This is a genomic window from Microcoleus sp. T3_D1 (assembly GCF_036700405.1).
Classification (GTDB): domain Bacteria; phylum Cyanobacteriota; class Cyanobacteriia; order Cyanobacteriales; family Microcoleaceae; genus Microcoleus.
Genome location: NZ_JAUBOV010000001.1, coordinates 218,764 through 238,735, shown reverse-complemented (window position 1 = coordinate 238,735; position 19,972 = coordinate 218,764). Strand labels below are relative to the sequence as shown.

Sequence of the window (19,972 nt, the reverse complement as noted above, 5' to 3'; positions counted from 1 at the left end):
ACACCATACCTGTAGGGCTGTTGGTGTCGGGATGAATAGGCAGATTGACGTAGGGAAAGCGAGTCAATCAATCGTGTTACAGTGTAATCGCTCCACTGTTGTATAAGCTGAGTAAGGGTCTTTTCTAGAGAGGAGGAAAAAATTCTGTATTTAAAGCTCATTAACCATGTGAGCGAAAAGGGCGATCGGGAAAATGGGTCTGGGGTTGCGACTTTAACTTAGAAGTGATATCGTAGTATCGGTAGATAGTAGATTTCCGGCTGTCAAACAACTTGAGAATTGAATCAATGACAATTTCTGTAACTATCGGGTTAAAGTCGGAAATAAAGTCGTCGGCGTTGAGATTTTCTCGAAAAAATTCCTTAGCTCGATCGCACTGATAGCGCATTTCGTCAAACCCAACAATTTTTACCACAAACGTTGTCAGTGGCGAGTTCTCCAAATCGGTTTTAGAAGTGCTTTTAGCCCGCCCATTTTCTAATAAATTCAATACTTCCGCTTCTAAACCACTTTTAGGTTGGTAAGGTTTCTCTATTTCGGGAAAAAAGCTTTCTAGGCGCACGCAGTTAGCAGCTTGATCGGGAAATCCTCCCATCATCATCGCCAGAGAAACATCTATCCCCAAACCTGAAGAAAGAGCTTCTAGCAGGGCTAGGGCAGCCAGTTTGCACCCCAAATAAAGCTTCGCAATTTCGAGATTGTACTTAGCAGTAGTTTCCCAGCGCTGATAGGTGCGATCGTCTGGATATCCCTCAAACTGCCGGAAAATTATTTCTGGCTTGAGATAATTCAGAAAACCTTCCATCTTCACCAAAGCAACTCGGTAGTCGCGAACCGTGTAAAAACCCCAGCAGATGAGATTGTGATTGGTTTCCGGCAGTAAATTCCAGGTATTTGCCAAAAAATGGGCTGAACTATGGTGAGCAAAACTCATCACATCCCGGTTAGAGATTCGCACAGCTTTTTTGACCGTTTCCCGCATTTCCTCGTCCGTTAAACTGAGGTTAAACAGGCTATTTATTGCTTGCAAGCGCTCATAAAGGCGCTGGCTTACCGTTACTCCCGCATCGGCGACGCGAAAAGGAATTGTTGCTTCAATGCAGCCTGCAATTTGAAGCAATTGCTCGCATTTTAGAAATGGTTCTAGAGCTTTTGCTGCTACCACAGCGCTAAGAAATTCGTTTTGTCCGGCCAAAGGATTGAGAACTTCGCCCGGTTCAAAATTGAATACCAGCATTACCATCTCGAAGGTAGCATCCGCAGGCAGTTCAGATTTATCCCGAATTTGTAGCTGTTTGTTAACCTCTTTTGCAACAGGAGTGATGTAGTAGCTGACGTTAAAGTTAATGCTGCGATCGACTTGCAGGTAGACGGTATCGTGAAATAAAGCTGCCAAAACCTCGATCGCATCTTCATCTCCCCCCACATCAAAAATATGTTCGGGAGTGTGAAAAAACCGCCAGGGCCCCATCATCGGTTGAACAATCAGTTCGGCAATCCGAGCGAGTTCACTTGGTTCGACTTTTGCTTCCAGGCGATCGATCGCCCAAATCAGCCTGTCTAAGCACTGTAAGTAGGCTTGTTTGCTATCCATCACAGTCTTTCCCAATAACATTGCTGTCAGTCGATTTTAGATTTTAGATTTTAGATTTTAGATTTACTCCACAGATGAATCTGGAAGCTTGAACCTTGGTCTAAAATTTTTATATCTCCACGACAGGAGTCGGGCCATTGTATTCGTTTTTGGGCGGGTCACGTCAGCCACCCTGGTGTTAGTTTGATTCTTTCGTAGATGCGCCCCGGCTTTTTTGACTTGGGATATTTGAGGTTTTTGTTGAAGACTTTAGCGGGTATTTAGGAGGCAAATACTTACTTAAACTCAACTTAATTTCCAGTTGCTGACCTCCCCTGTTTTCCTAGCCGAATTAGCACAAAATATGACAAGTAAAGTACATAAATTGCTAAACCTATCATACCCAACAATCCCAAAAATTGAGGGTTTGCCGTAGGGTGAAACATTTGTTTGTACAGCCAAGGTGGATCTAACCAAACGCGGCAAAAAGGTTCATCAATTATCTGAATTTGAGATTTAAAGGCACAGCTTAAGAAGAAAAGTTGAGCTAGAGCGCCCAAACCGCTGTAAACAGTAATCGCCCACCGCCAAGCTGTAAAAGCCAGTTTCAGGGGCGACTGCGGTCGATCGGCAATTTCTTCGTTTAAATCCTCCCAAAACCACAGACTAGCAGGAATTAAGGCCCTCCCAATCACCGACGATACAAAGCTCACAGGCAGCGCAGCCATCATCAGGTAAAGTGTAATTGCCAGCAAACTCGCCACCCGCCAATAAATAATCGACAAACGGACGATCGCCTCAGCTTTTGCCACAACAGCCCAAATCAGCACTACCAGCGGGATCGAAATTGTTAATAACACAGACAACCGATAATCCATCCACACCAGTGGTTGAAACCAAGGCCCGGTGGCTGCCAATAAAAGACTCAACATCTTTGGGAAAATATACTCACTTATTAGTCACAAATTTTACTACAAAAATGCTAAAAAATCCGCAACCAGAACACGGTCTTAATGTTTTAGTTACTGCTACCTTTTCTAAGGTACTTGGCGCGCTTTGAAGGGTACTTGAGACACGATAGACGGCAATACGCTTGAGTTAAAACTGTTGATTCCTCAGATATCTCCTTCCCATCCTGGCAGCGCTTGGGGGACGCAAGAGCCAAAAATTCTTGTCCCCCAAGAGGCAGGGCGGTTTCATTCTCACGAAAATCGCGGTTTTGACTCTTGTAGTGCCAAGAATGCCTACCCCCCACAGACGATTTCACAAGCGTTTCAGACATGGGGGCAGCCACTCTTTGCTGCCCCTACAAGAGAATGAAACAGCCCTGGTTGGGCGGCACGGGGGAAGCTGGCGGATTTGAACCGTATGGGGATAGAGGGCAACTCTCGCCATTATTTCAAGGCTCAACCCCTAAAATAAAATTCTCCCGCGCCAAAAGTTAGATTTCGGCGCGGGAGGGAAGGCATAGAGCTAAATGGCTCGTTTATTCCTCGTAGATGCGGCACTCAGCAGCGTCAGGATTGTCGTCGCAAAATTTTTCAAAAGAATTCTTAGGTTTGACTTGCTTTTGGTGGGAAGCTTCTGCTTGCAGTTCTTCAACTGCGTCCCACGCCGCCGCGCATTCCCCGGAAGTAGCGCCCTTGGCGTCACAGACGGTACGAGCGCTTTCTAGTTCTTCTTCAATTTTTTCTTGGATGTTGACGGAGGGTGTTGTTGTCATAAAAAAAACTCGGTAAGTGGGAAACGAGCGTGGCTTTAGCCCGCTCGTGGAAAACGACTCGGCGATTTCAATCGCCTTGAATCCCCTCCGGCGAGGGTTCGAGAGGGAATTTAATCAACCTCTCCGGTGAGGTATGATTGCCTCAATCTCCCATTTCTGGGGTAAAGTTAGCACGCGCCTTTGTTTAGTGAGCTTGTTAGGCCCAAAGCACTGTAAAGCGTGACTTTAGAACTGTTTAACCTTCAGCGACAGAGCAAGGAACTAGCTACGCATTCTCCCGGTGTCGTGACTCAAAAAACTTAGCCAGTTAAGGCGATAGCTGGTCAGTACAGCTTGCGAGAGATTTCTCTTACAAGCGAGCGTGGCTTTAGCCCGCTCGTTACTGACCTTATTAAGTAAGAAAGGTTTTCTTTTTGGATGTTAGTTTGGGTTGGATTTGCTGTTTCGGTCTGGCGACCCCAGCTAATAATAGCTTGAGAGGCGCGACTGTTGCAGCAGCCCAGAGAGAAACCATCCATAAGTATGAGCGCATTAGCCGTCTCTACTTCCTGCTTTACTAGCCCGTAGGCGGATTCTAGTCCACAGGCATCAATGTAGGTCGAGCCAACCTTACTTTTGATGAAAACATTACACGAGGTTGGTGTGTCAAACTGTATTGAGCTTTATCTTTTAAGATTTAGCTGAACATGGGATTTAACAGTTAACAGATTAATGGGACACTCATGTTAACTTATGTTAACACAAGAACGGCGATCGAGGGGGAATCGATCGCCCAAGAATAGCGTCCCCCCAGCGGTCAGTTCCGGTTAGCGTAATGTATAGAGATAGTTTTATAGAGAAGTTTGCCTTATGTACACCCAAAACCAAATGCAGTGGGTCAGCGCTTTATCAACCCGTCCCTCTTTGGAATCCGCCCTCAAAGAAGTTATAGAACAAGCCGATCGCGACCTAGAAGGCCCGGCCGATTTAGCGCTGATATTTATCTCGTCTGCCTTTGCCAGCGAGTATTCTCGGCTGATGCCTTTACTCCGAGAACTGCTGCCAGTGCCCGCGATCCTGGGCTGTGGCGGGGGAGGAGTCATCGGCACGAACCGGGGCGGCCTCACCGAAGAAGTCGAGGGATCTCCCGCAGTCAGCCTGAGTCTGGCCCGTTTGCCGGGAGTGAATGTCAGAACTTTTCACGTCGGTGCAGAAGAACTGCCGGACTTAGATAGTCCCCCGGATACTTGGGTGGATCTCTTGGGCGTGCCGGCCCAGGAAGAACCGCAGTTCATCATCTTGGCCGACCCCTTTTCCGCAAAAATTAACGATTTGCTGCAAGGGCTAGATTATGCCTATCCGGGCGCGGCGAAGGTAGGGGGACTCGCTGGGGGGGACGGTGCGGGCAGGGGCGCGGCGCTGTTTTGCGACTATCACCTTTACCGAGAAGGGACGGTTGGGGTAGCTTTGAGCGGCAATATAGTTTTGGAAACGATCGTCGCTCAAGGCTGCAGACCGATCGGGCATCCTTATCGGGTGACGGAAGGAGAACGCAATATTTTGCTGAAACTCGAAGAACAAACCGACGATACGGGCAGCGCGGGCATCGAGCGATCGCCCTTAGAGGCGTTGCGAGAGTTAGTTCAAACTTTGAGCGAAGAAGACCGAGAATTAGCTCAGCACTCGTTATTTGTAGGCTTAGTCAGCGATGAATTCAAGCTGACATTAGAGCCGGGAGATTTTTTAATCCGCAATCTGTTGGGAGTAGATCCGAAAGTGGGGGCGATTGCGATCGGCGATCGAGTCCGTCCCGGACAGCGCATCCAATTTCACCTGCGGGACGCGCGCACCTCCGCAGAAGACCTAGAAATGCTGCTCGATCGCTATCAGCGGGCCGCCGAGTACAGCGGTACATCCAGCGCCGGCGCCTTGATGTTCTCTTGTCTGGGGCGCGGTGAAGGGCTTTACGGCCAATCGAACTTTGACTCCCGACTGTTTGGCCGATACCTCAAAAACATCCCGCTGAGCGGCTTTTTCTGCAACGGCGAAATCGGCCCCGTCGGCGGCAGCACATTTCTGCACGGCTACACCTCCGTATTCGGGATTTGTCGCCAAAATTCATAATTTGTGAACGGTTGACTGTTGACTGTTGACTGTTGACTGTTGACTGTTGACTGTTGACTGTTAACTGTTGACTGTTAACTGTTGACTGTTGACTGTTGAAAATCTAAAATCTAAAATCTAAAATCTAAAATCGATCGACGGATGACCAATAAATAAAAGCGGCAGTCGCCTGCCGCTTTTAGCTGTAACTAGATGTCTGGAAACCTTAGAAACTAAAGGTAGTACGGAGGAGTCCGACCCAGATATCCTCGTTTCTGTTGTTGTGTTCGGGGTTTAGAATCACGTAAACGCCCGGTGTCACCGAAATAAAGTCATTGACTTGGAAGCGATAGAAACCCTCTAAGTGATAAGAGGTGTTGCGGTTTCTGGCGACATCACTCTCGGTAACTTTTGGCGGTACACCGAAGACGAAGCCGAGGACGTTGCCTTGTCGGGCAAAATCTCCCAGGGCCACAGTGATAGCACCATTCTGGATGGTAGCGTCATTGTTGCCGCCCCGCAGTTGTTCAGCCTTCGTATAACCGTACCAACCGCCAATCTGAAAGCGACTGCTGGGTTTGAAGTTAACTTGCACGCCAAAGTTATCAGAGCCAGTGGCTGATTGACCGAAGGGCCGGTTAGCCAAGGCACTGCCGGTGCCGCCCATGATGCCAACATCGCCTGCCCGATTGTATTTCCGGGTGTAAGTCAAGCCCAAGTCAAACGGTCTGCTAAAAAAGCCTATCTGACCCAGAGCGCTGAAAGAACCGTTGAAAACGCCCTGGCCGTTTGCAGGGTTGGGAGCGTCGCCGTCGGAGGCCAGATAGCCTGCGGTAGCTCGGAGGCTGCCCAAGTTGAAAGTCACACTTGCGCCTGCTCCCTGCGGGCCGCGGAATACTGCCGGGTTGCGAACTCCAAATCTCGAAAGTGAACCCGAACTCGTAGAGTTACCAAAGGTAGAAGCCTGGTCTGCAATTTCATCTAGGTCAAGTCCTTTAGGACCGACAAAGACTGTAGCGGCACCCATCGGGAACCGATAGTACACCTCGTCTAGTGTGAATTGGCTGCCATCATCGCCGTCAAAGGCCAAGCGAGCCATGTTGGTACCGGTAGCCGTGGCTCTATCGTAGCGGGCGGTGTTGACTGCTTGCAAGCGGGTTCTGAGTAAGTCTCGACCGGTGAAGCTGGTGTTGAAGTTCAACCGCACCCGGTAGCCGAAGTTGGTAGACGTTTTGTCGTCGTGAAGCCCGACACCATCTCCGAAGGTGTCGCTGACGGCAAAGATGGCTTCTCCAGCCAATTTCGTTGTGGTGGAGAACTGGTTGGCTTCGAGTTCTGCGGTGCGAGCTTCTAGGCCGTCTACTCGTCCGCGCAGGGTAGCGAGTTCGGCTGCAAATTCTTCTTGCAGGCGTTGCAGGATGGCTAAGTCGTCTCGGGTAACCAAGTTACCTGTTGACCCAATTAGTTTGGTTATGTTGTCTAAGCAAGCGTTGACGCCGGCTGCAAATTCGTAGCGAGTCAGGGCGCGGTTGCCGCGGAAGGTGCCGTCGGGATAACCTACGATACAACTGTAGCGTTCGACTAGGGATTGCAGGGCTTGGAATGCCCAATCTGTCGGGCGCACGTCGGAGAGCTGAGAGACTGATGTCACCTGGGACATGGTTCCCGACGGTTGGGCCGGCAGCGCTTGGGGAGCAACAGGGACGATGGGGCCGCCCATTCCGGCGGCTGGTGTCTGAGCAATTTCTACCTTAGTAGCTGGGGTAGTAGCTGGGGTAGTAGCTGGGGTGCTGGCTACTGCTGGCACTTCAATTTTCCCAGTAACTTCTGTCTGGCTGCTTTGCACTGCCAAGTCGGATGCTTGGGGTGACGGTTCGGCTGTGCCTGCTGCTGCTAGGGGTTCAGTCGCTGCTGCTGCGTTGGCCGGAGCGATTGGGGCTGCTAACTCGATGTCGCTCCCTGTTGTTTGCAGTGTTGTTTGCAGTGCTGCTTCGCTGGTTTGTGGTTCGATTAAGGCTAGTTTTTCAGCATCTGCTTCGTTAACGACCGGGGTTTGGGCCGCTTCGACGCTGCTGTTTAAAGCCAGCTTTTCTGGGGCAGCAGGGGCTGCTGCAACTGGTTCTGCAACTATTTCTCCAACTATTTCTGCAATTTTTGACTCAGATGACTGAGCTGTAGCTAGCTGGTTGGCTTCAGCGGTTGCGGTCACTTCTGCGGCGATCGCAGTGGCAGTCATGACTGATGATAGCCCCAGAATTGCCGGGGATACTAGCAGTAAATTCCAAAAAGTTCTGTTCATTTTCCTCACACCTTCACACTCTATTCAACTCGACGAGCAGCAATTCCCAACTGCTAATTTTTGTGGTTGCTTGCCTGTTGACAATAACTGCCAAAATAGAACCTATCCATAACTGTTGATTCACTGTTGATTCACAGTAGGCGTGTCTACTTCTGCTTGAACGTATGGGCCGAGCCCTTATACCCCCAGGCATCAATTCAGGTCAAGCCCACATTACATTACGGTTGATTATACCATCACGTGCTAATTTCATCTCTCGATCGCCCGACTTGCTTGAGTTGCTCTGCGGGCGATCGACAACTGGTTCTACGGGTTCGACCACAATCTGCCTCTAACTGACAACTGCCCAGAGTCCTCGGTTACGCCAGACTTAACAGACAGTTCTAGGTAGGATTGTGGCTGCTTGTCGCATCCCTTATACAGCTTTATCTCCTCTTATGTCAAGGTTTTTAACCTAAGTTTAAACCTCGCGACCCGGCAGGGGCTATTTTCACGCCATGAGTGGGGAACTCAGACCTAAAGGCTGGTAGATTTACCCGCTCCAAACCAAAGTTCAGGCTTGACCAATTTTGCTTTTCTGATGCCCCCAGCAGTCGAGACTTGCCAGGGCGATCGCCATTTTTGATTCCGCCCGTCGGCGGGTTTAATTTCCGGCTATTTTAACACAACTTTTTTGTTGTTTGAGTGCGACTGCAACTGGTGGTGCTTGACCCGCTGTTGGCGCAGGGAAAGCTCACTTGCTTGACAGACCAACTATCCCCAAGATTCCTAGCGGTTTTAACGATGTTTTTGACGGAGGGCGATCGCAGGAGTTTAGTGTTAAGCTGGCTAAAATGCAGAAGTCGAAAATAGAGCTGCTGTCAGAACAAAAAACCCCAACGCTGGGGGTAAGCAAGTTATACCATTTTCGCTTAAAGAATTGGGAGTAACTGATGACATAAAGGTTGGGAGCTTGCCTACACTTGGATTATTTGGGGTAACTGGTATTAGTAAAAAAGTGAGGTTTTATGGAAGATTTTGGTGTTATTATTGCTTGCTGCGACCAAGATTATTTGTTTGCAAAGGGTTGCTGTGCTAGCATCCGATATTTCCTGGGAGATGTTCCCATCTGCCTGTTGATTGACGGTACGTTTTCCGTGACTCCCCTAGAAAAAGCTTACGGAGTGCGCGTCATTAATCACGATAGCGTCTCGGAGCCACTTCTGAGACAAAGAAGTTTTGGTTGGGGAAAAAGTCACATGATTCCCTTTTGGGAAAGTCCTTGGCAAAATTTTCTCGTGATGGATGCAGATACAATTGTTTGGGGAGATGTCCTCAAATTGGCTAATTTTCAAGACTTTGACTTTATTATTGACCAGCCTTGTAACGATTACTCCGATGCGGATATCACGGAATTTTTCTTTGACATTCCGGGAGTCGAAAAGTATTTTCCCGATTTTCGTTGGCAAGACTATCGCTCTCGCTATGTCTGTCCAGGCACATTTTTTGGGAAGCGAGGTGTTTTCAGCTTAGAGGAGTATAGAAAGATTCTGGATTTTAATGATGAACATCCAGAGATATTTAAGTATGGAGACATGGGCTTTTTTAACCTGATGGTCTTCCGCGCCGCTCAAGAGGGCAAACTGCGGGTGCAGAATGTGGATATGCAGTTGTTGGTGCCGGATTTTGACCAGGATTTGTTGAGAAAGCGGTTTCCGGTTGAATCAAGCGGGCCTGCAGGCGATCGTACTCAGGCGACTGTGATTCACTGGTGCGGGCCGAAGCCGACTTTATCTACTGGGAAAGTTTACTCGGAACCGATGAATTTTTGTCGTCGCAAGTGTCAGGAAGATGTTTGGAACCGCACGGGTTTGGCTGCCGAGATGTCGCTGCAAGTTGAGGATTTACAGCGATCGATCTACGTGTATAAGAATAAGTTTAAGAAGAAGTTTCGGCAGTTGGCGGGAAGTAAGTAGGATTTTTTAACCGCAGATGTCAGCGGATGAACGGGGATGCACGGGGATTTGGGCTTACCCTTCGAGGGGTAAAGTTGGTCCGGCTGGCGGTAAAACTTGGCGGTGAACGCTTATTTTGTGGCTTTCCCGCTGAGTTTGCATTTCGACGGCGATCGCCTCAAATTCGACTTCCATGCAGCCGTAGGGAATCTCTAACTCGACACTTGCTCGAACATTTCCAAACCCGTTAGCTTTAAATTCGGTAATCCAGCGCGGGCCGTCGAGAATCAGGTAGGTTTGCCGATCGTACACCCAAACTTTTACATAAATCCGGGGCATTAATTCCGGGAGTTGCACTTGCACTTTTACAGCCTGGCCCGCGATGATTTCGGCACGCGGCAATTCCAAAATGGGCATCGGTACTAATTCGTCTTCTGGCAAAACGTAGGGAGTTGGGGGAGTTACTTCGGCTGCGACAGTTGCGGTTTTTTGAGCAACTTGTTTCGGCTGCGGGGGTTCGTCAAAAACCACAAATTCTCTGGCTTCCGGGCTAGTAGATTTGGGATCGGAAATTGTTTCGCTGGTTTCGGGTTGCTGCTGGGTTGGGCTGCTTTCTTCCACAACGGCAATTTCGTCGCTGCTATTGGCGGCGGCTGTTGGATTTGGTGACAGGGTGGTTGCTTTCAGCCAGTCGGGGGATTCGCCGTTGCTGGCTAGGGAGCTCAGTCGCGACCAAAATCGACTTTCGACGTTTAAGGTCTGAAATGCCTGTTTTGTGGGTGCTGGCGGGGTTTCTGGGGCTGTTGTTTCTGGTTGGGGGCTGTTTTCGTGTTTTTGGTCGATCGCTCCGATTTCGGCTGTTTGAGTGGGATTTGGGAGGTCTAAAGGTTTGGTTTGCGGGTCGATCGACTCTGCGGCAGTTTGAGGCGAATTGGAGATTTCCGAGAGCAATTGCGATCGGCTGCTGTCGGGCAGTTTGTTACCGAATTCGGGCAATTCTAGACCGCCTGCACTTGGGCTGTGACGCGAAGCCAGTAGAGGGGGTAGGGCTTCCTTGCTTGGGGCTTCGGCGGGGGAGGGAGGCTCTAAGGATTTTTCTACTAGCTTGAGGAAGGATATATTTTTGGCGCTTCCAGGCTGTTTTGAGGCTGTTGGGGAGGGTTCCGCTTGATGCTTTTCTTCGATGAAATTGTCTTTAATTTCCTGTAGAAGGTGCTCTAAACGAGCTGTAATTGTGAATAGTTTGGTAGCTAGGGTGACGCCGCCGCTGCTGAGAATTGCTTCTCCTAAAATTAGGCGGCTTTTGCACTCGGTTGGGATGTAGGTGACGCAGGCAAAGATGCAGGGGGGAACTTGTTCTGGCATCGGCTGCTGGATTTCTGCGAGAATTTTTGAGGTTTGGGGGTCGCGCAGGTAAATTTGCAGTTGTGCTGAACCGATGAGTTGTTTGAGTTCTATCGCTTCGGATTCGGGGATGAGAGTTGCTGTTTTTCTGCTTTGTTGGGGGTGTTGGGGAATGTCGATTTTGCCGGAAATGATTAAGGGGCGACCGAGTTGGGTGACGAAGGTTTCTCGATCGAGGAGGAGTTCGAGTTTGACGCCCGGTTTGGGTGCGGGGGTTTGGGGAATTGGGAATTGGTAGATTTTGGTCTGCTGCGGTGCTGAATCGGCTGCTGGGATTTGGGTTGGTGCGGGGCGATCGACCGGGGAAGCGATTTGTGGGGCTGCGCGATCGACCGGGGAAGCAATTTGTGGGGCTGCGGTGGAAGCAGCAGGTTCGAGGTCGATCGGCGGTAGGGGTTCGGAGGTTTCCGATTCTGCGGGCAATACTTCCAACTGAACGCCGTACTGCCAAGGTTTTAGTGGTGTTGATTTGGGATCTGGCAAGCAGGAGAGTTCCCACAGTCCGGGTTTGAGCCTGGTGTAGGGAATGATCACGACTAATCCTTCGGGGTTGGTGCGGGCCGATCGGCTTTGGACTTTCCGCTGCGCCCCTTGGTCGAAGGAGGTATGGGTAACGCGAATTTCGATGTCGGTGTTGGGGTGCTGAATGCGAGCAACCACGCGGTATTTACCTTCTAGAATTTCCACGTCGGAGGTTTCTAGGGGCAACCAGGCGCGATCGCCTTCTTTCTGTAGCAAAAATTCTAATTTTTTCATCTTTCTTTCCCCTTGAAGGCTCCCGCTTGATTCGTCACAGGTTGGTGGTGGTTTGTTGAGCGACAGCTACAGATATTAAATTACTTATGTTTTATAGCCTATCACCTGTGTCGGTCAAGAGGCTCACTTACCAAGGACTGCCGATAATGCTGAAAGCTGCCCAATAATACGGATGGGATAAATCTTTGCTGTCGAGTTTGGGGATGGACGGGGGCAAGGGAGTGTCGCCTCGCGCACTTCGCAGTTGACCGCCTTCGATCGTCACTTTGCCTTCGATCGCGGCAATTTGTGCTTGCCGCATTGCTTCAGCTTTAATGATTGGAGGGTCGTTTGGCCTGCGGATTTTTAACTGCTGGTAAAACTCTGTCATCAAGGCGAGAGTCCCCGCATCGCTGACGTACCACAGGCTGGCGAGGGCTGATTTTGCTCCCGATTGCAGCGCTAAACCTGCAAATCCGAGTTCTGCTTCTTTGTCTCCCAAGGCGGTTCTACAGGCGCTTAATACTAATAGTTCGAGGGGCGGATTGTTCCATTTTAAATCTCTCATTTGATCGAGGCCGAGTTGGGTGTCCCAAAATTGAATGTAGGAGTTATTTGGAGTTCCTGGGCGGAATTCGGCGTGGGTGGCAAGGTGGATGATTCCGTATTTTTGTTGCAGTCGCTGGGATTGCAAGTTTACTATGGTGAATTCTTGGTTGAGAAAGGATTGACCGGGCCACTGTCGGGCGATCGCACCTAGTTCTAACGGAACTGCTGGCAGAGGTTCTTTGTTCGCCGTTTCTGCGAAATCAGATGCTCCCATTGCTAGAACTTGCACGTTTCTGAGGTCGGTGTAATTGCTGTCTGTGAGTTTGAAGGCGGGGATGCGGGAGAGGCTGTATTTTTGGATCAGAAATTGCTTTCCGTCGTGCATTGCTGCTAGGGGTACGGTTCGCAAACCTGCGCCGACGCAGAACAGCAAGGTTTCAATTTTTGCTGTTTGCAAATCTGTTTCTAGGGGTGCAATTATCCATTTGTAGAGTTGTTGGGCTGGTGCTAGATAGCTGGTGGTGTTGATTTTTACGGGGTTGGTGATTTCGCTGCCGAATTCTTTGACTACTGAGAGCAGTTTCTCTTGTTTGGCTTCGGGGACGCTGCGGAGAATGGGCGGGCGATCTGGCAATATTAAGATTAATTCTAGTTGGTCGGTGCGCGGGATGGCGTAAATTAAAGCTGGTTTTTTCTTGGTTTGAATTGCTAGGCGCGATAGAGTTTTTGATATTGCTGCGGCAGTTTTCGCACGGGCTGCAAAGTCTTGTTCAAAGTATTTTTGATAGTCTTCTTCCCAGTTTTGTTCGATTCTGGTTACGGCTTCGGTGAGGTTTCCCCGATCGAGCAAATTTCTCATTTCTTGCCCGCCCGGCCCGCCCTGGCCTGTGTTTTGGGCAATTGTAGCGAGGTTCGCCGTGCTCAGGCAGAAAAATATTGCTATCAAACAGTAAAAAATAGCTTTTTTAATTTTTTTCTGAGTCGTGTGTTTTTGTCGTTGCTGCTGGGATTGGTAGTGCATGATTTTGGGGCGGTTAAGGGCGCCGTTGGCGGCAGCAGTTGGCAAAAGTTTGGATGTGGGTGGGAATTTTGACTGTGCTGGCGATCGCCGCACGATTTTAGCATTCAAGACCAACCCCCAATATCTACCGTAGGGTGTGGATATTAGCAGCAACAGAGGCCCCACGCCAAGAAATTCGCGATTTATGTAAAAGTTTGTAAATTATGCAGGGGTTTTGCATAAACAGGACTTACGCAAAAAACTGAGATGTTGCACCCTTCTCAATAATCCTTTTACGAACAGGCATCTTGCCTGTTCCACAAAAAATTCATTTCTTGTGGAACGGGCCGGAGAGCCCGTTCTTAAGAATGGTGCAAGATGTGAGTTTAACCGGCATTAGCTATACGGGCATCTTTGAATTTTTGCGGCACATCCGCACTTCTCAGGTTGAATCGAGTTTTGTCTTGGTATTAAGTGAGAAATACCCTGCATCGATCGCCGATATATTGAGTTCCCTCAGTAGATATATTCTCTGTATTTACTTATTTTAAAATAGTTATATTTTTCGCCCCAACTTACTTAAAGCTCGACTTGTTAATTGTTTTGCCTCGGATATCTGCCAGGTTATTTCGTACAATTCGCCAAGACTGCTTTTCGCCTAAAATTTTGCCTGAAAACCTCCTAGTTTTTTAACATCATTGGCGGCGGTTGCTAATAGTTGAGCAACATAAATAAAAACACTTAATTATTTAGAAAATTTTACGCTATGCGGTCGATCGCTTTTTTCTTCTTTTCTCCTAAATAAGTAAAGCCTTCTTCCTTCTGCTATACATTGTGTGCGATCGAACTTGGCACGGTGCGTTAGCGAAGCCCTCGAAGAGGATCGCGATCCGATTGGGGGATGTGTCTTAGTATTTCTTCACATATCCTGATTTCGGTCTATGATATATGCCTTATGGCGTATTTGTGTTTAAAGCCCGTTACCGCGTACCGCTGATGAGTCAATCAACCAATCCACCGCTATCCCAACCAGTTTCTCGAAGAACCGCCCTCAAATTCCTCGGAGTCGGTGCCGCAGGCGGGCTGCTGGGCTACTCTCGATTTTCCAAGCCAGAGCCCGCCGTTTTTGTGCAAGATTCTCTTGACTTGCCCCGAATGCTGAATCAGCGCAAAACCGTTGCAGTTGTAGGGGCAGGCTTGGCCGGGCTCGCCTGTGCTTACGAACTCAGTCAGCGAGGTTTCGCCGTGACGCTGCTGGACAAATCGCCCCAACTCGGCGGCAAAATTGCTAGTTGGCCGATACAAGTCGGGAACGAAACTTTTATGATGGAACACGGTTTCCACGGTTTTTTCCCGCAATACTACAACCTCAAAAGTGTGGTTGAAGAACTAGAAATTACCGATAATTTTGTATCTTTAGAATCCTACGCCGTTGTGTTTCGAGACGGCAAATACAAACCCGAAGTTTTCCGTCCCAACCATTCAGCTTTTCCCTGGAATATAGTTGACTTGGGGATATCTTCTCCAAATCGGCTCAAGTGGGGAATCAATCTTACAAAACCCGCTCACTGGCAAGTATTTCGAGAAATCGGCGGTTTTCAAACTCAAAAAAGTTTCGATCGTCTCGACAATATATCAGTGGCCGACTGGGTAAAAGGTGAATTTCCGCGCGGACTTTATGACTTGTATTTTCTGCCATTTGCCAAGTCCAGCCTCAACGCTCCAGACGAATTGAGCGCGGGAGAATTAATGCAATTTTTCCACTTTTACTTTTTTGGAAATCCAGAGGGTTTGGCCTTCAACGGTACGCGGCAAGATATGGGCACGAGTTTGGTGCAGCCTATTGCCAAAGCCATTGAAAGCAAAGGCGGCAAAGTATTGACAGATGTCGCAGTCAGTGAGATTCGCTGGGAAAACGGCAAGATTGATTCTCTGAGTTACCAGTCTGGAGATGTGCAAAGTAAAATACCTTTTTGGGTGAAGCGAAACGCGCTGTTAACTGACAGCAACTCTACCGAATATTTCGGCGCTGGAGACAGCGTATTTGCCGCCGCACCGTCGGGAAAAGAGGCAATTTCTCTGAGCTGTACTCACCAAGGCTGCACAGTTCAGAAACAGAATGACGGTCAATTTCACTGTCCTTGTCACGGGGCAGTTTTTGATGCCGAAGGCCGAGTTGTGAGCGGGCCTGCTCAGCGGGATTTGCCTCGATTTAAGGTAGTCGATGAAAAAGCAGATGAAATACAGTTAGCAGCAGCGGTTAACCAATCGCAGCCGCAAAATTTTGGAGAAACATTGAAGGCTGATTATTATGTTTTGGCGGCAGATGTTCCGGGGATGCAGCATTTGTTTAGTTTGGCTAGCGGTGAGGTGAATCCGCAGGTGCAGAGTCGGATCGAGAGTTTGAAAATAGCCGATCCGTTTGCGGTGGGCCGTTTTTGGTTCGATCGCGAATTTCCCTGGGAACACAGCAATTTCAGTTCGCTTTCCGGCTACAAACTGACTGACAGCATTACGCTTTACCACAAAATTCAGGATCAGTTCATCGAGTGGAATCAGAAAACTGGCGGTAGTGTAGTGGAACTGCACGCTTATTGTTACAAGGAGAAGGAATTTCCGAACCAGGAAGTTTTGCTGGCGACTTTTGAGCAAGAATTGTACGAAATTGTACCGGAATTAAAAGAGGCAAATATGCTGCACCGGGAATTGGTAAATCAAAAGAATTTCTCTGGATATCCGCCCGGTAGCTATGCGGAAAGACCGGAGACTTGCTGCGCTGTTCCGAATCTGTTGTTTGCGGGAGATTGGGTGAAAATGCCGTTTCCGTGCGGTTTAATGGAAAGGGCAGTGAGCAGCGGTTTGTTGGCAGCTAATGCTATTTTATCTCAGGAGGGTTTGCAGAGGCGATCGCTCTTGACGGTGAATCCCGAAGGCGTGTTAAAAATCTAAGGTTTCCAGCGGGGCGGGCTTTATAAATCGTCAATTATCGGCTGGTATCCTCGGTGAAACCCGCCCCCTGTCATACCATTTTAGATTTTAGATTTTAGATTTTAGATTTGAAGAAATGGATATCACTGATTCAATAGGGGTTTAGAGGTTTCCTACACTTGCATTCTTTTTTTAAGATGAGTTACGGTTTGTGGGGGTGGTTTCCTTGACTAGAAAAGGCAGAGCTTGCCAACAAAAAAAATATCTGCGTTGAGGGGGGTGGATATGCGGTTAAAATATTATTGAATGAGTATAAAGCAATAATAGATGCTAAATAGTAACTGCAAAATTCGCAATAAATCTGTAACCTTTGATGCTTTTGCAACAGAATACGATTTCGCCGCCACCTTGCAAAACCAGAACGATTTCTTTACTAAAAATCTATCGACCAGCAAAGGTGCAGTATTAGATATTGGCTGCGGTTCGGGAATTCTGGCTTTTGAATTAGCCCAGTATTACGATAATGTTGTCGCCGTCGATTTGTCAGCAAAAATGCTAGATATAGCCCGTCAAAAACGCTCAGCCCCCAATATCGAATACCTCCAAATGGATGCCAGTCAATTAGCGATCGATCGCCAATTTGATTTAATAGTTAGTGCTGCTACTTTTCACCACCTGCCCAACCTCCCCGCGGCCCTCGATGCAATTAAAAAATTGTTAAATCCGCGCGGAAAAATCGTCTTTTTAGATAATATATCAGAAGTCGAGACCCCTGCTACAATAGGCTACATATTAGGTGCTGCGAAAGATTTGAGGATCGACTGTTCCACCTACGGATTTCGCAATGCTTTAAGATTATTAAAATTTCGATTGTCGCCTGGGTGGTTGAAGCATTTAGCTAGCGATAGGTATTTGTCAGAACGGAGATTTAGAAAAATTTACGGTCGTTGCTTTCCGGGCTGTTATTTTGTAAAATTGGGTTGTTTTATGGGCGTAATTTGGGAAGATTTGTAATGCAAAACAACGCGATAAAATCGGTAGCTGCAAGGGGAGAAAAAACTCACATCCGCCAGTTGGGTATTAATCTCGATCGCTGGTATGCGATCGCCCGCAGCAGCGAGGTGGAAACTGGGCCGCTAGCTGCGAAAATCTGGAATCGGGCGATCGTACTTTTCCGCGACAGTGCAGGCAAAATCAACGCTTTAGAAGATAGATGTCCCCACCGGCAAGTTAAACTCAGCCACGGCAAAGTCAAAGGCAATTTAATCGAATGTGCTTACCACGGATGGCGGTTAAATGCAAGGGGAGAATGCGCCGAAGTCGATTATTTAGCAGAAAATCAAAAGCTACCTAACTGCAAAATTCGCTCCTATCCAGTCAAGGAACAAAACGGTTTTATTTGGCTGTTTCCCGGCGACGAAACGCAAGCAGAAAAAACTAATTTACTGGATTTGCCAGAGTGGGAACATCTCAATTATATTGCCACCGTTTCAGTTATCGACTGTCAGGCACACTATTCATTTTTAATTGAAAACTTGATGGATATGTACCACGGACACTTGCACGATGATTGGCAAGCTTGGGCAAATCCGGTGTTAGATACTTTAGAAGAAAACGAGCATCAAGTAACTGCTCGCTATCAGGCACAAAGTTATTACAAAATAGATAAAATTTGGTCAATTTCTCAGTTGTTTTTTAAATCTTTGCGCCGACTGCACCCGGAACCGCTGGAGGTGAGCTATGTTTACCCGCACTGGGTTTCAACTTTGGGGAGTGACTTTAAGATTTACTGCTTGGTTTGTCCGGTTAGCGAGACAGCAACTCGCGCTTATTTAATTCATTTTACCTCATTAAATGCGTTTTGGCGGCTGCACAAATTGCCTGTTTGGTTTCGCAAGTTTATCAAAGATAGTTGTTTCGGTGCGGCTCAAAAGTTATTAGATGGTTTGGTGCGGCAGGATGTGTTAATGATTGAAGAAGAACAGCAGGCTTTTTTGCAGCATCCAGAAAGAAAAAGTTATGAATTAAATCGAGCTTTAGCCAGCGTGCAAAAGTTGATTAGAAGTCAGGCGGAAAAACAGTAAAGTTAGCTTACAAACTGATAATTTTGTTTGTAATAAGAACTTTATACCAATTTTTTATGAGGCCCCGTAGAATCCGATCCTCCCTTAGCTTGCCCCCTACTCAACCCCTAGTCCCCTTAATAAGCGGGGGACAAGATTCCGATCAAAGTCAACCCCTACTCCCCAACAATCAGGGGGAGTAGGGGGTATGCGAGGGGGATCGAGATATGTGCAACTTCACATTAAATTGGTATTAATCCTAATTGAGATCAAATCCACTCTTCATCAGAATTATTCATCTCTCTTATCTCCCTCTGTGTTCTCTGCGTTCTCTGTGGTTAAATCATTCCGATACAACGGGAAACGATATGACTCTGAGGAAGGACTGAAGTCCTCACTACAAACGTAAAAAATCTAGTTACCGCCAGCACAAACTTTACTTTTTAGGCCGCTGCTTCTGGTAAACGCTGATAACTTTATCGGCATAAGTAGCAGTTGCCCCACTTTTACAAGCTGCGGAGTCCCCTGTCATCCACCAGCAAGCGGCGCGGCGTACAGCGGCTGTTTCATTGTTGCTGCTAGCTTTGTATTCGTCGCGCAGCAAATCGCCCACGATACAGGTAACAATTGATTTGGCTTTTGTCGCGTCAGCCTCAAATTGTTGCGGTGTTAAATCTTGTTTGGTACAGAATTTGGCCCAGCGGGAAATATTGTTCGGTAAAACTTGCCACTGACTGTACATTCCGTCATTTGCGGCTTGTGGGGGGGCGGCTTGTCGCAGCGCTTCTACAAGGGCGGAAACTTGCGCGTCGGTGACTGATTGCGCTGCTGCTGGAAGTGCTTGCAATCCGAGGCTAATTATCAGGCTGCCGAATAGTAGATTGGTTTTTGCGATCGATTTAAAATTCATTCACAATGCCCTGTGTGATTTAAACTTTTGTTTCCTCAAACAAGGTTTACTATTTTGTCGAGCGAATACCTCTGTCTTAAGTATGATTTGCTTGTTGAATGGGCTGTCGATCGCACTTACGAGAGAAATTGCCGATCGACTGCGATAAAATTATAGAAGTACAACCCGCGAAATTCAATGAAAATGCCTACCAGCGATAGCTACCGCGAGTCCCTAATTGAATCTCTCAAAGATGCCGAACACGCTGCTGGTTTTATCGGGGCTATCTTAGAAGAAAAAGACCCTGAACCAGCACTTTTGAGAAATGCCATCCGAAAGGTGATTGAGGCTCGAATCAGGATGAATGCTCTTTCTGATTCAGCAAAAGAACATCACGAAAAACTCGACAAGATGCTGACTGAAAGTGGAGGTTCGGAAATTTACAGTTTGGTAGAATTGCTCGAAGCGTTAGGATTTAAACTAGAAATTACTGTCGCAGATACTGAGTTGCCCGCTGACTCGAAATCAACGGAGATTGGGGAATCAGAATTATCGCCCGAATCAGTTAATTTATAGCAGATTGTATCCTTATTTCGATCGCAGTAAAGGTTAATCTAGATTATCGGTTGTGTGGGGGCGGGTTTATATAAATTGTTGGCGGGGATTAAATATTATTGGTGAACCCGCCCCTACAGACATTTGTAGGGGCGGGTTTTACCAACCATTTATGCTAGAAACCTACCATCTCAAAAACCCGCCCCCACAAGGCGAAAAATATTTCATTTCGATCGCA

At 47.8% G+C, this 19,972-nt stretch carries 15 protein-coding genes; 8 read left to right on the top strand and 7 right to left on the bottom strand.

Features of this window, described 5'->3' with window-relative positions; all coding sequences use genetic code 11:
- Positions 1-160: 160 nt before the first annotated feature.
- From QT992_RS01010 to QT992_RS01000, 3 genes are all read right to left on the bottom strand, one after another.
- On the bottom strand, positions 161-1,615 hold the full coding sequence (locus QT992_RS01010; RefSeq protein ID WP_445251139.1) for a hypothetical protein: 1,455 nt from the start codon (positions 1,613-1,615) through the stop codon (positions 161-163).
- Between the two features lie 269 nt (positions 1,616-1,884).
- Positions 1,885-2,505 (bottom strand): DUF3177 family protein, encoded by a 621-nt coding sequence (locus QT992_RS01005; protein ID WP_333318370.1) that lies wholly within the window; start codon positions 2,503-2,505, stop codon positions 1,885-1,887.
- A gap of 554 nt (positions 2,506-3,059) precedes the next feature.
- Positions 3,060-3,296, bottom strand: a complete 237-nt coding sequence (locus QT992_RS01000; protein ID WP_333318368.1) for a Calvin cycle protein CP12 — start codon at positions 3,294-3,296, stop codon at positions 3,060-3,062.
- Between the two features lie 849 nt (positions 3,297-4,145).
- Between QT992_RS01000 and QT992_RS00995 the strand changes: the two genes are divergently transcribed.
- The gene (locus QT992_RS00995) at positions 4,146-5,399 is read left to right on the top strand and encodes an FIST N-terminal domain-containing protein (protein ID WP_333318366.1); all 1,254 of its coding nucleotides are present in this window, start codon (positions 4,146-4,148) and stop codon (positions 5,397-5,399) included.
- Between the two features lie 205 nt (positions 5,400-5,604).
- Here the strand turns inward: QT992_RS00995 and QT992_RS00990 are convergent, their stop codons facing one another.
- On the bottom strand, positions 5,605-7,677 hold the full coding sequence (locus QT992_RS00990; protein WP_333318364.1) for an iron uptake porin: 2,073 nt from the start codon (positions 7,675-7,677) through the stop codon (positions 5,605-5,607).
- A gap of 737 nt (positions 7,678-8,414) precedes the next feature.
- Between QT992_RS00990 and QT992_RS00985 the strand changes: the two genes are divergently transcribed.
- The gene (locus QT992_RS00985; protein WP_333318363.1) at positions 8,415-8,606 is read left to right on the top strand and encodes a hypothetical protein; all 192 of its coding nucleotides are present in this window, start codon (positions 8,415-8,417) and stop codon (positions 8,604-8,606) included.
- 78 nt (positions 8,607-8,684) lie between these two features.
- Entirely contained in the window at positions 8,685-9,632 is a 948-nt protein-coding gene (locus tag QT992_RS00980) for a hypothetical protein (RefSeq protein ID WP_333318361.1), read from the top strand.
- A 54-nt stretch (positions 9,633-9,686) separates the two neighbouring features.
- Here QT992_RS00980 and QT992_RS00975 read toward each other — a convergent pair whose 3' ends face one another.
- Both QT992_RS00975 and QT992_RS00970 read right to left on the bottom strand, forming a co-directional pair.
- The gene (locus QT992_RS00975; RefSeq protein WP_333318360.1) at positions 9,687-11,771 is read right to left on the bottom strand and encodes a hypothetical protein; all 2,085 of its coding nucleotides are present in this window, start codon (positions 11,769-11,771) and stop codon (positions 9,687-9,689) included.
- Positions 11,772-11,898: 127 nt separating this feature from the next.
- Complete coding sequence (locus QT992_RS00970) at positions 11,899-13,470, bottom strand: CHAT domain-containing protein (RefSeq protein WP_445305315.1); 1,572 nt, start codon at positions 13,468-13,470, stop codon at positions 11,899-11,901.
- 137 nt (positions 13,471-13,607) lie between these two features.
- Between QT992_RS00970 and QT992_RS00965 the strand changes: the two genes are divergently transcribed.
- From QT992_RS00965 to QT992_RS00950, 4 genes are all read left to right on the top strand, one after another.
- Positions 13,608-13,850 carry a hypothetical protein gene (locus QT992_RS00965; RefSeq protein ID WP_333337069.1) on the top strand — a complete coding sequence of 81 codons (243 nt, stop codon included), beginning with the start codon at positions 13,608-13,610 and terminating at the stop codon, positions 13,848-13,850.
- A 397-nt stretch (positions 13,851-14,247) separates the two neighbouring features.
- Positions 14,248-16,248: an FAD-dependent oxidoreductase gene (locus tag QT992_RS00960; protein WP_445305314.1), complete on the top strand. Its 2,001-nt coding sequence runs from the start codon at positions 14,248-14,250 to the stop codon at positions 16,246-16,248.
- A gap of 306 nt (positions 16,249-16,554) precedes the next feature.
- On the top strand, positions 16,555-17,241 hold the full coding sequence (locus QT992_RS00955; RefSeq protein WP_333337071.1) for a class I SAM-dependent methyltransferase: 687 nt from the start codon (positions 16,555-16,557) through the stop codon (positions 17,239-17,241).
- Positions 17,241-18,311 (top strand): aromatic ring-hydroxylating dioxygenase subunit alpha, encoded by a 1,071-nt coding sequence (locus tag QT992_RS00950; RefSeq protein ID WP_333337073.1) that lies wholly within the window; start codon positions 17,241-17,243, stop codon positions 18,309-18,311. The genes QT992_RS00955 and QT992_RS00950 overlap by 1 nt, the downstream gene beginning before the upstream one ends.
- Before the next feature lie 415 nt (positions 18,312-18,726).
- Here QT992_RS00950 and QT992_RS00945 read toward each other — a convergent pair whose 3' ends face one another.
- Positions 18,727-19,200: a hypothetical protein gene (locus tag QT992_RS00945; RefSeq protein ID WP_333318353.1), complete on the bottom strand. Its 474-nt coding sequence runs from the start codon at positions 19,198-19,200 to the stop codon at positions 18,727-18,729.
- Between the two features lie 183 nt (positions 19,201-19,383).
- On the opposite strand from QT992_RS00945, the gene QT992_RS00940 reads away from it, so the two are divergent.
- A complete protein-coding gene (locus QT992_RS00940) occupies positions 19,384-19,755 on the top strand; it encodes a transcriptional regulator (RefSeq protein ID WP_333318351.1) in 372 nt (123 codons plus the stop codon).
- The last annotated feature ends 217 nt before the right edge of the window (positions 19,756-19,972 follow it).

Bases quoted from the DNA above. Each gene is read 5' to 3' on its own strand.
- QT992_RS00995 (WP_333318366.1), top strand. From the start codon at position 4,146: ATGTACACCCAAAACCAAATGCAGTGGGTCAGCGCTTTATCAACCCGT.
- QT992_RS00980 (WP_333318361.1), top strand. From the start codon at position 8,685: ATGGAAGATTTTGGTGTTATTATTGCTTGCTGCGACCAAGATTATTTG.
- QT992_RS00940 (WP_333318351.1), top strand. From the start codon at position 19,384: ATGCCTACCAGCGATAGCTACCGCGAGTCCCTAATTGAATCTCTCAAA.
- QT992_RS00975 (WP_333318360.1), bottom strand. From the start codon at position 11,771: ATGAAAAAATTAGAATTTTTGCTACAGAAAGAAGGCGATCGCGCCTGG.
- QT992_RS00945 (WP_333318353.1), bottom strand. From the start codon at position 19,200: ATGAATTTTAAATCGATCGCAAAAACCAATCTACTATTCGGCAGCCTG.
- QT992_RS00990 (WP_333318364.1), bottom strand. From the start codon at position 7,677: ATGAACAGAACTTTTTGGAATTTACTGCTAGTATCCCCGGCAATTCTG.
- QT992_RS00960 (WP_445305314.1), top strand. From the start codon at position 14,248: ATGCCTTATGGCGTATTTGTGTTTAAAGCCCGTTACCGCGTACCGCTG.
- QT992_RS00950 (WP_333337073.1), top strand. From the start codon at position 17,241: ATGCAAAACAACGCGATAAAATCGGTAGCTGCAAGGGGAGAAAAAACT.
- QT992_RS01010 (WP_445251139.1), bottom strand. From the start codon at position 1,615: ATGTTATTGGGAAAGACTGTGATGGATAGCAAACAAGCCTACTTACAG.
- QT992_RS00955 (WP_333337071.1), top strand. From the start codon at position 16,555: ATGCTAAATAGTAACTGCAAAATTCGCAATAAATCTGTAACCTTTGAT.
- QT992_RS01000 (WP_333318368.1), bottom strand. From the start codon at position 3,296: ATGACAACAACACCCTCCGTCAACATCCAAGAAAAAATTGAAGAAGAA.
- QT992_RS01005 (WP_333318370.1), bottom strand. From the start codon at position 2,505: ATGTTGAGTCTTTTATTGGCAGCCACCGGGCCTTGGTTTCAACCACTG.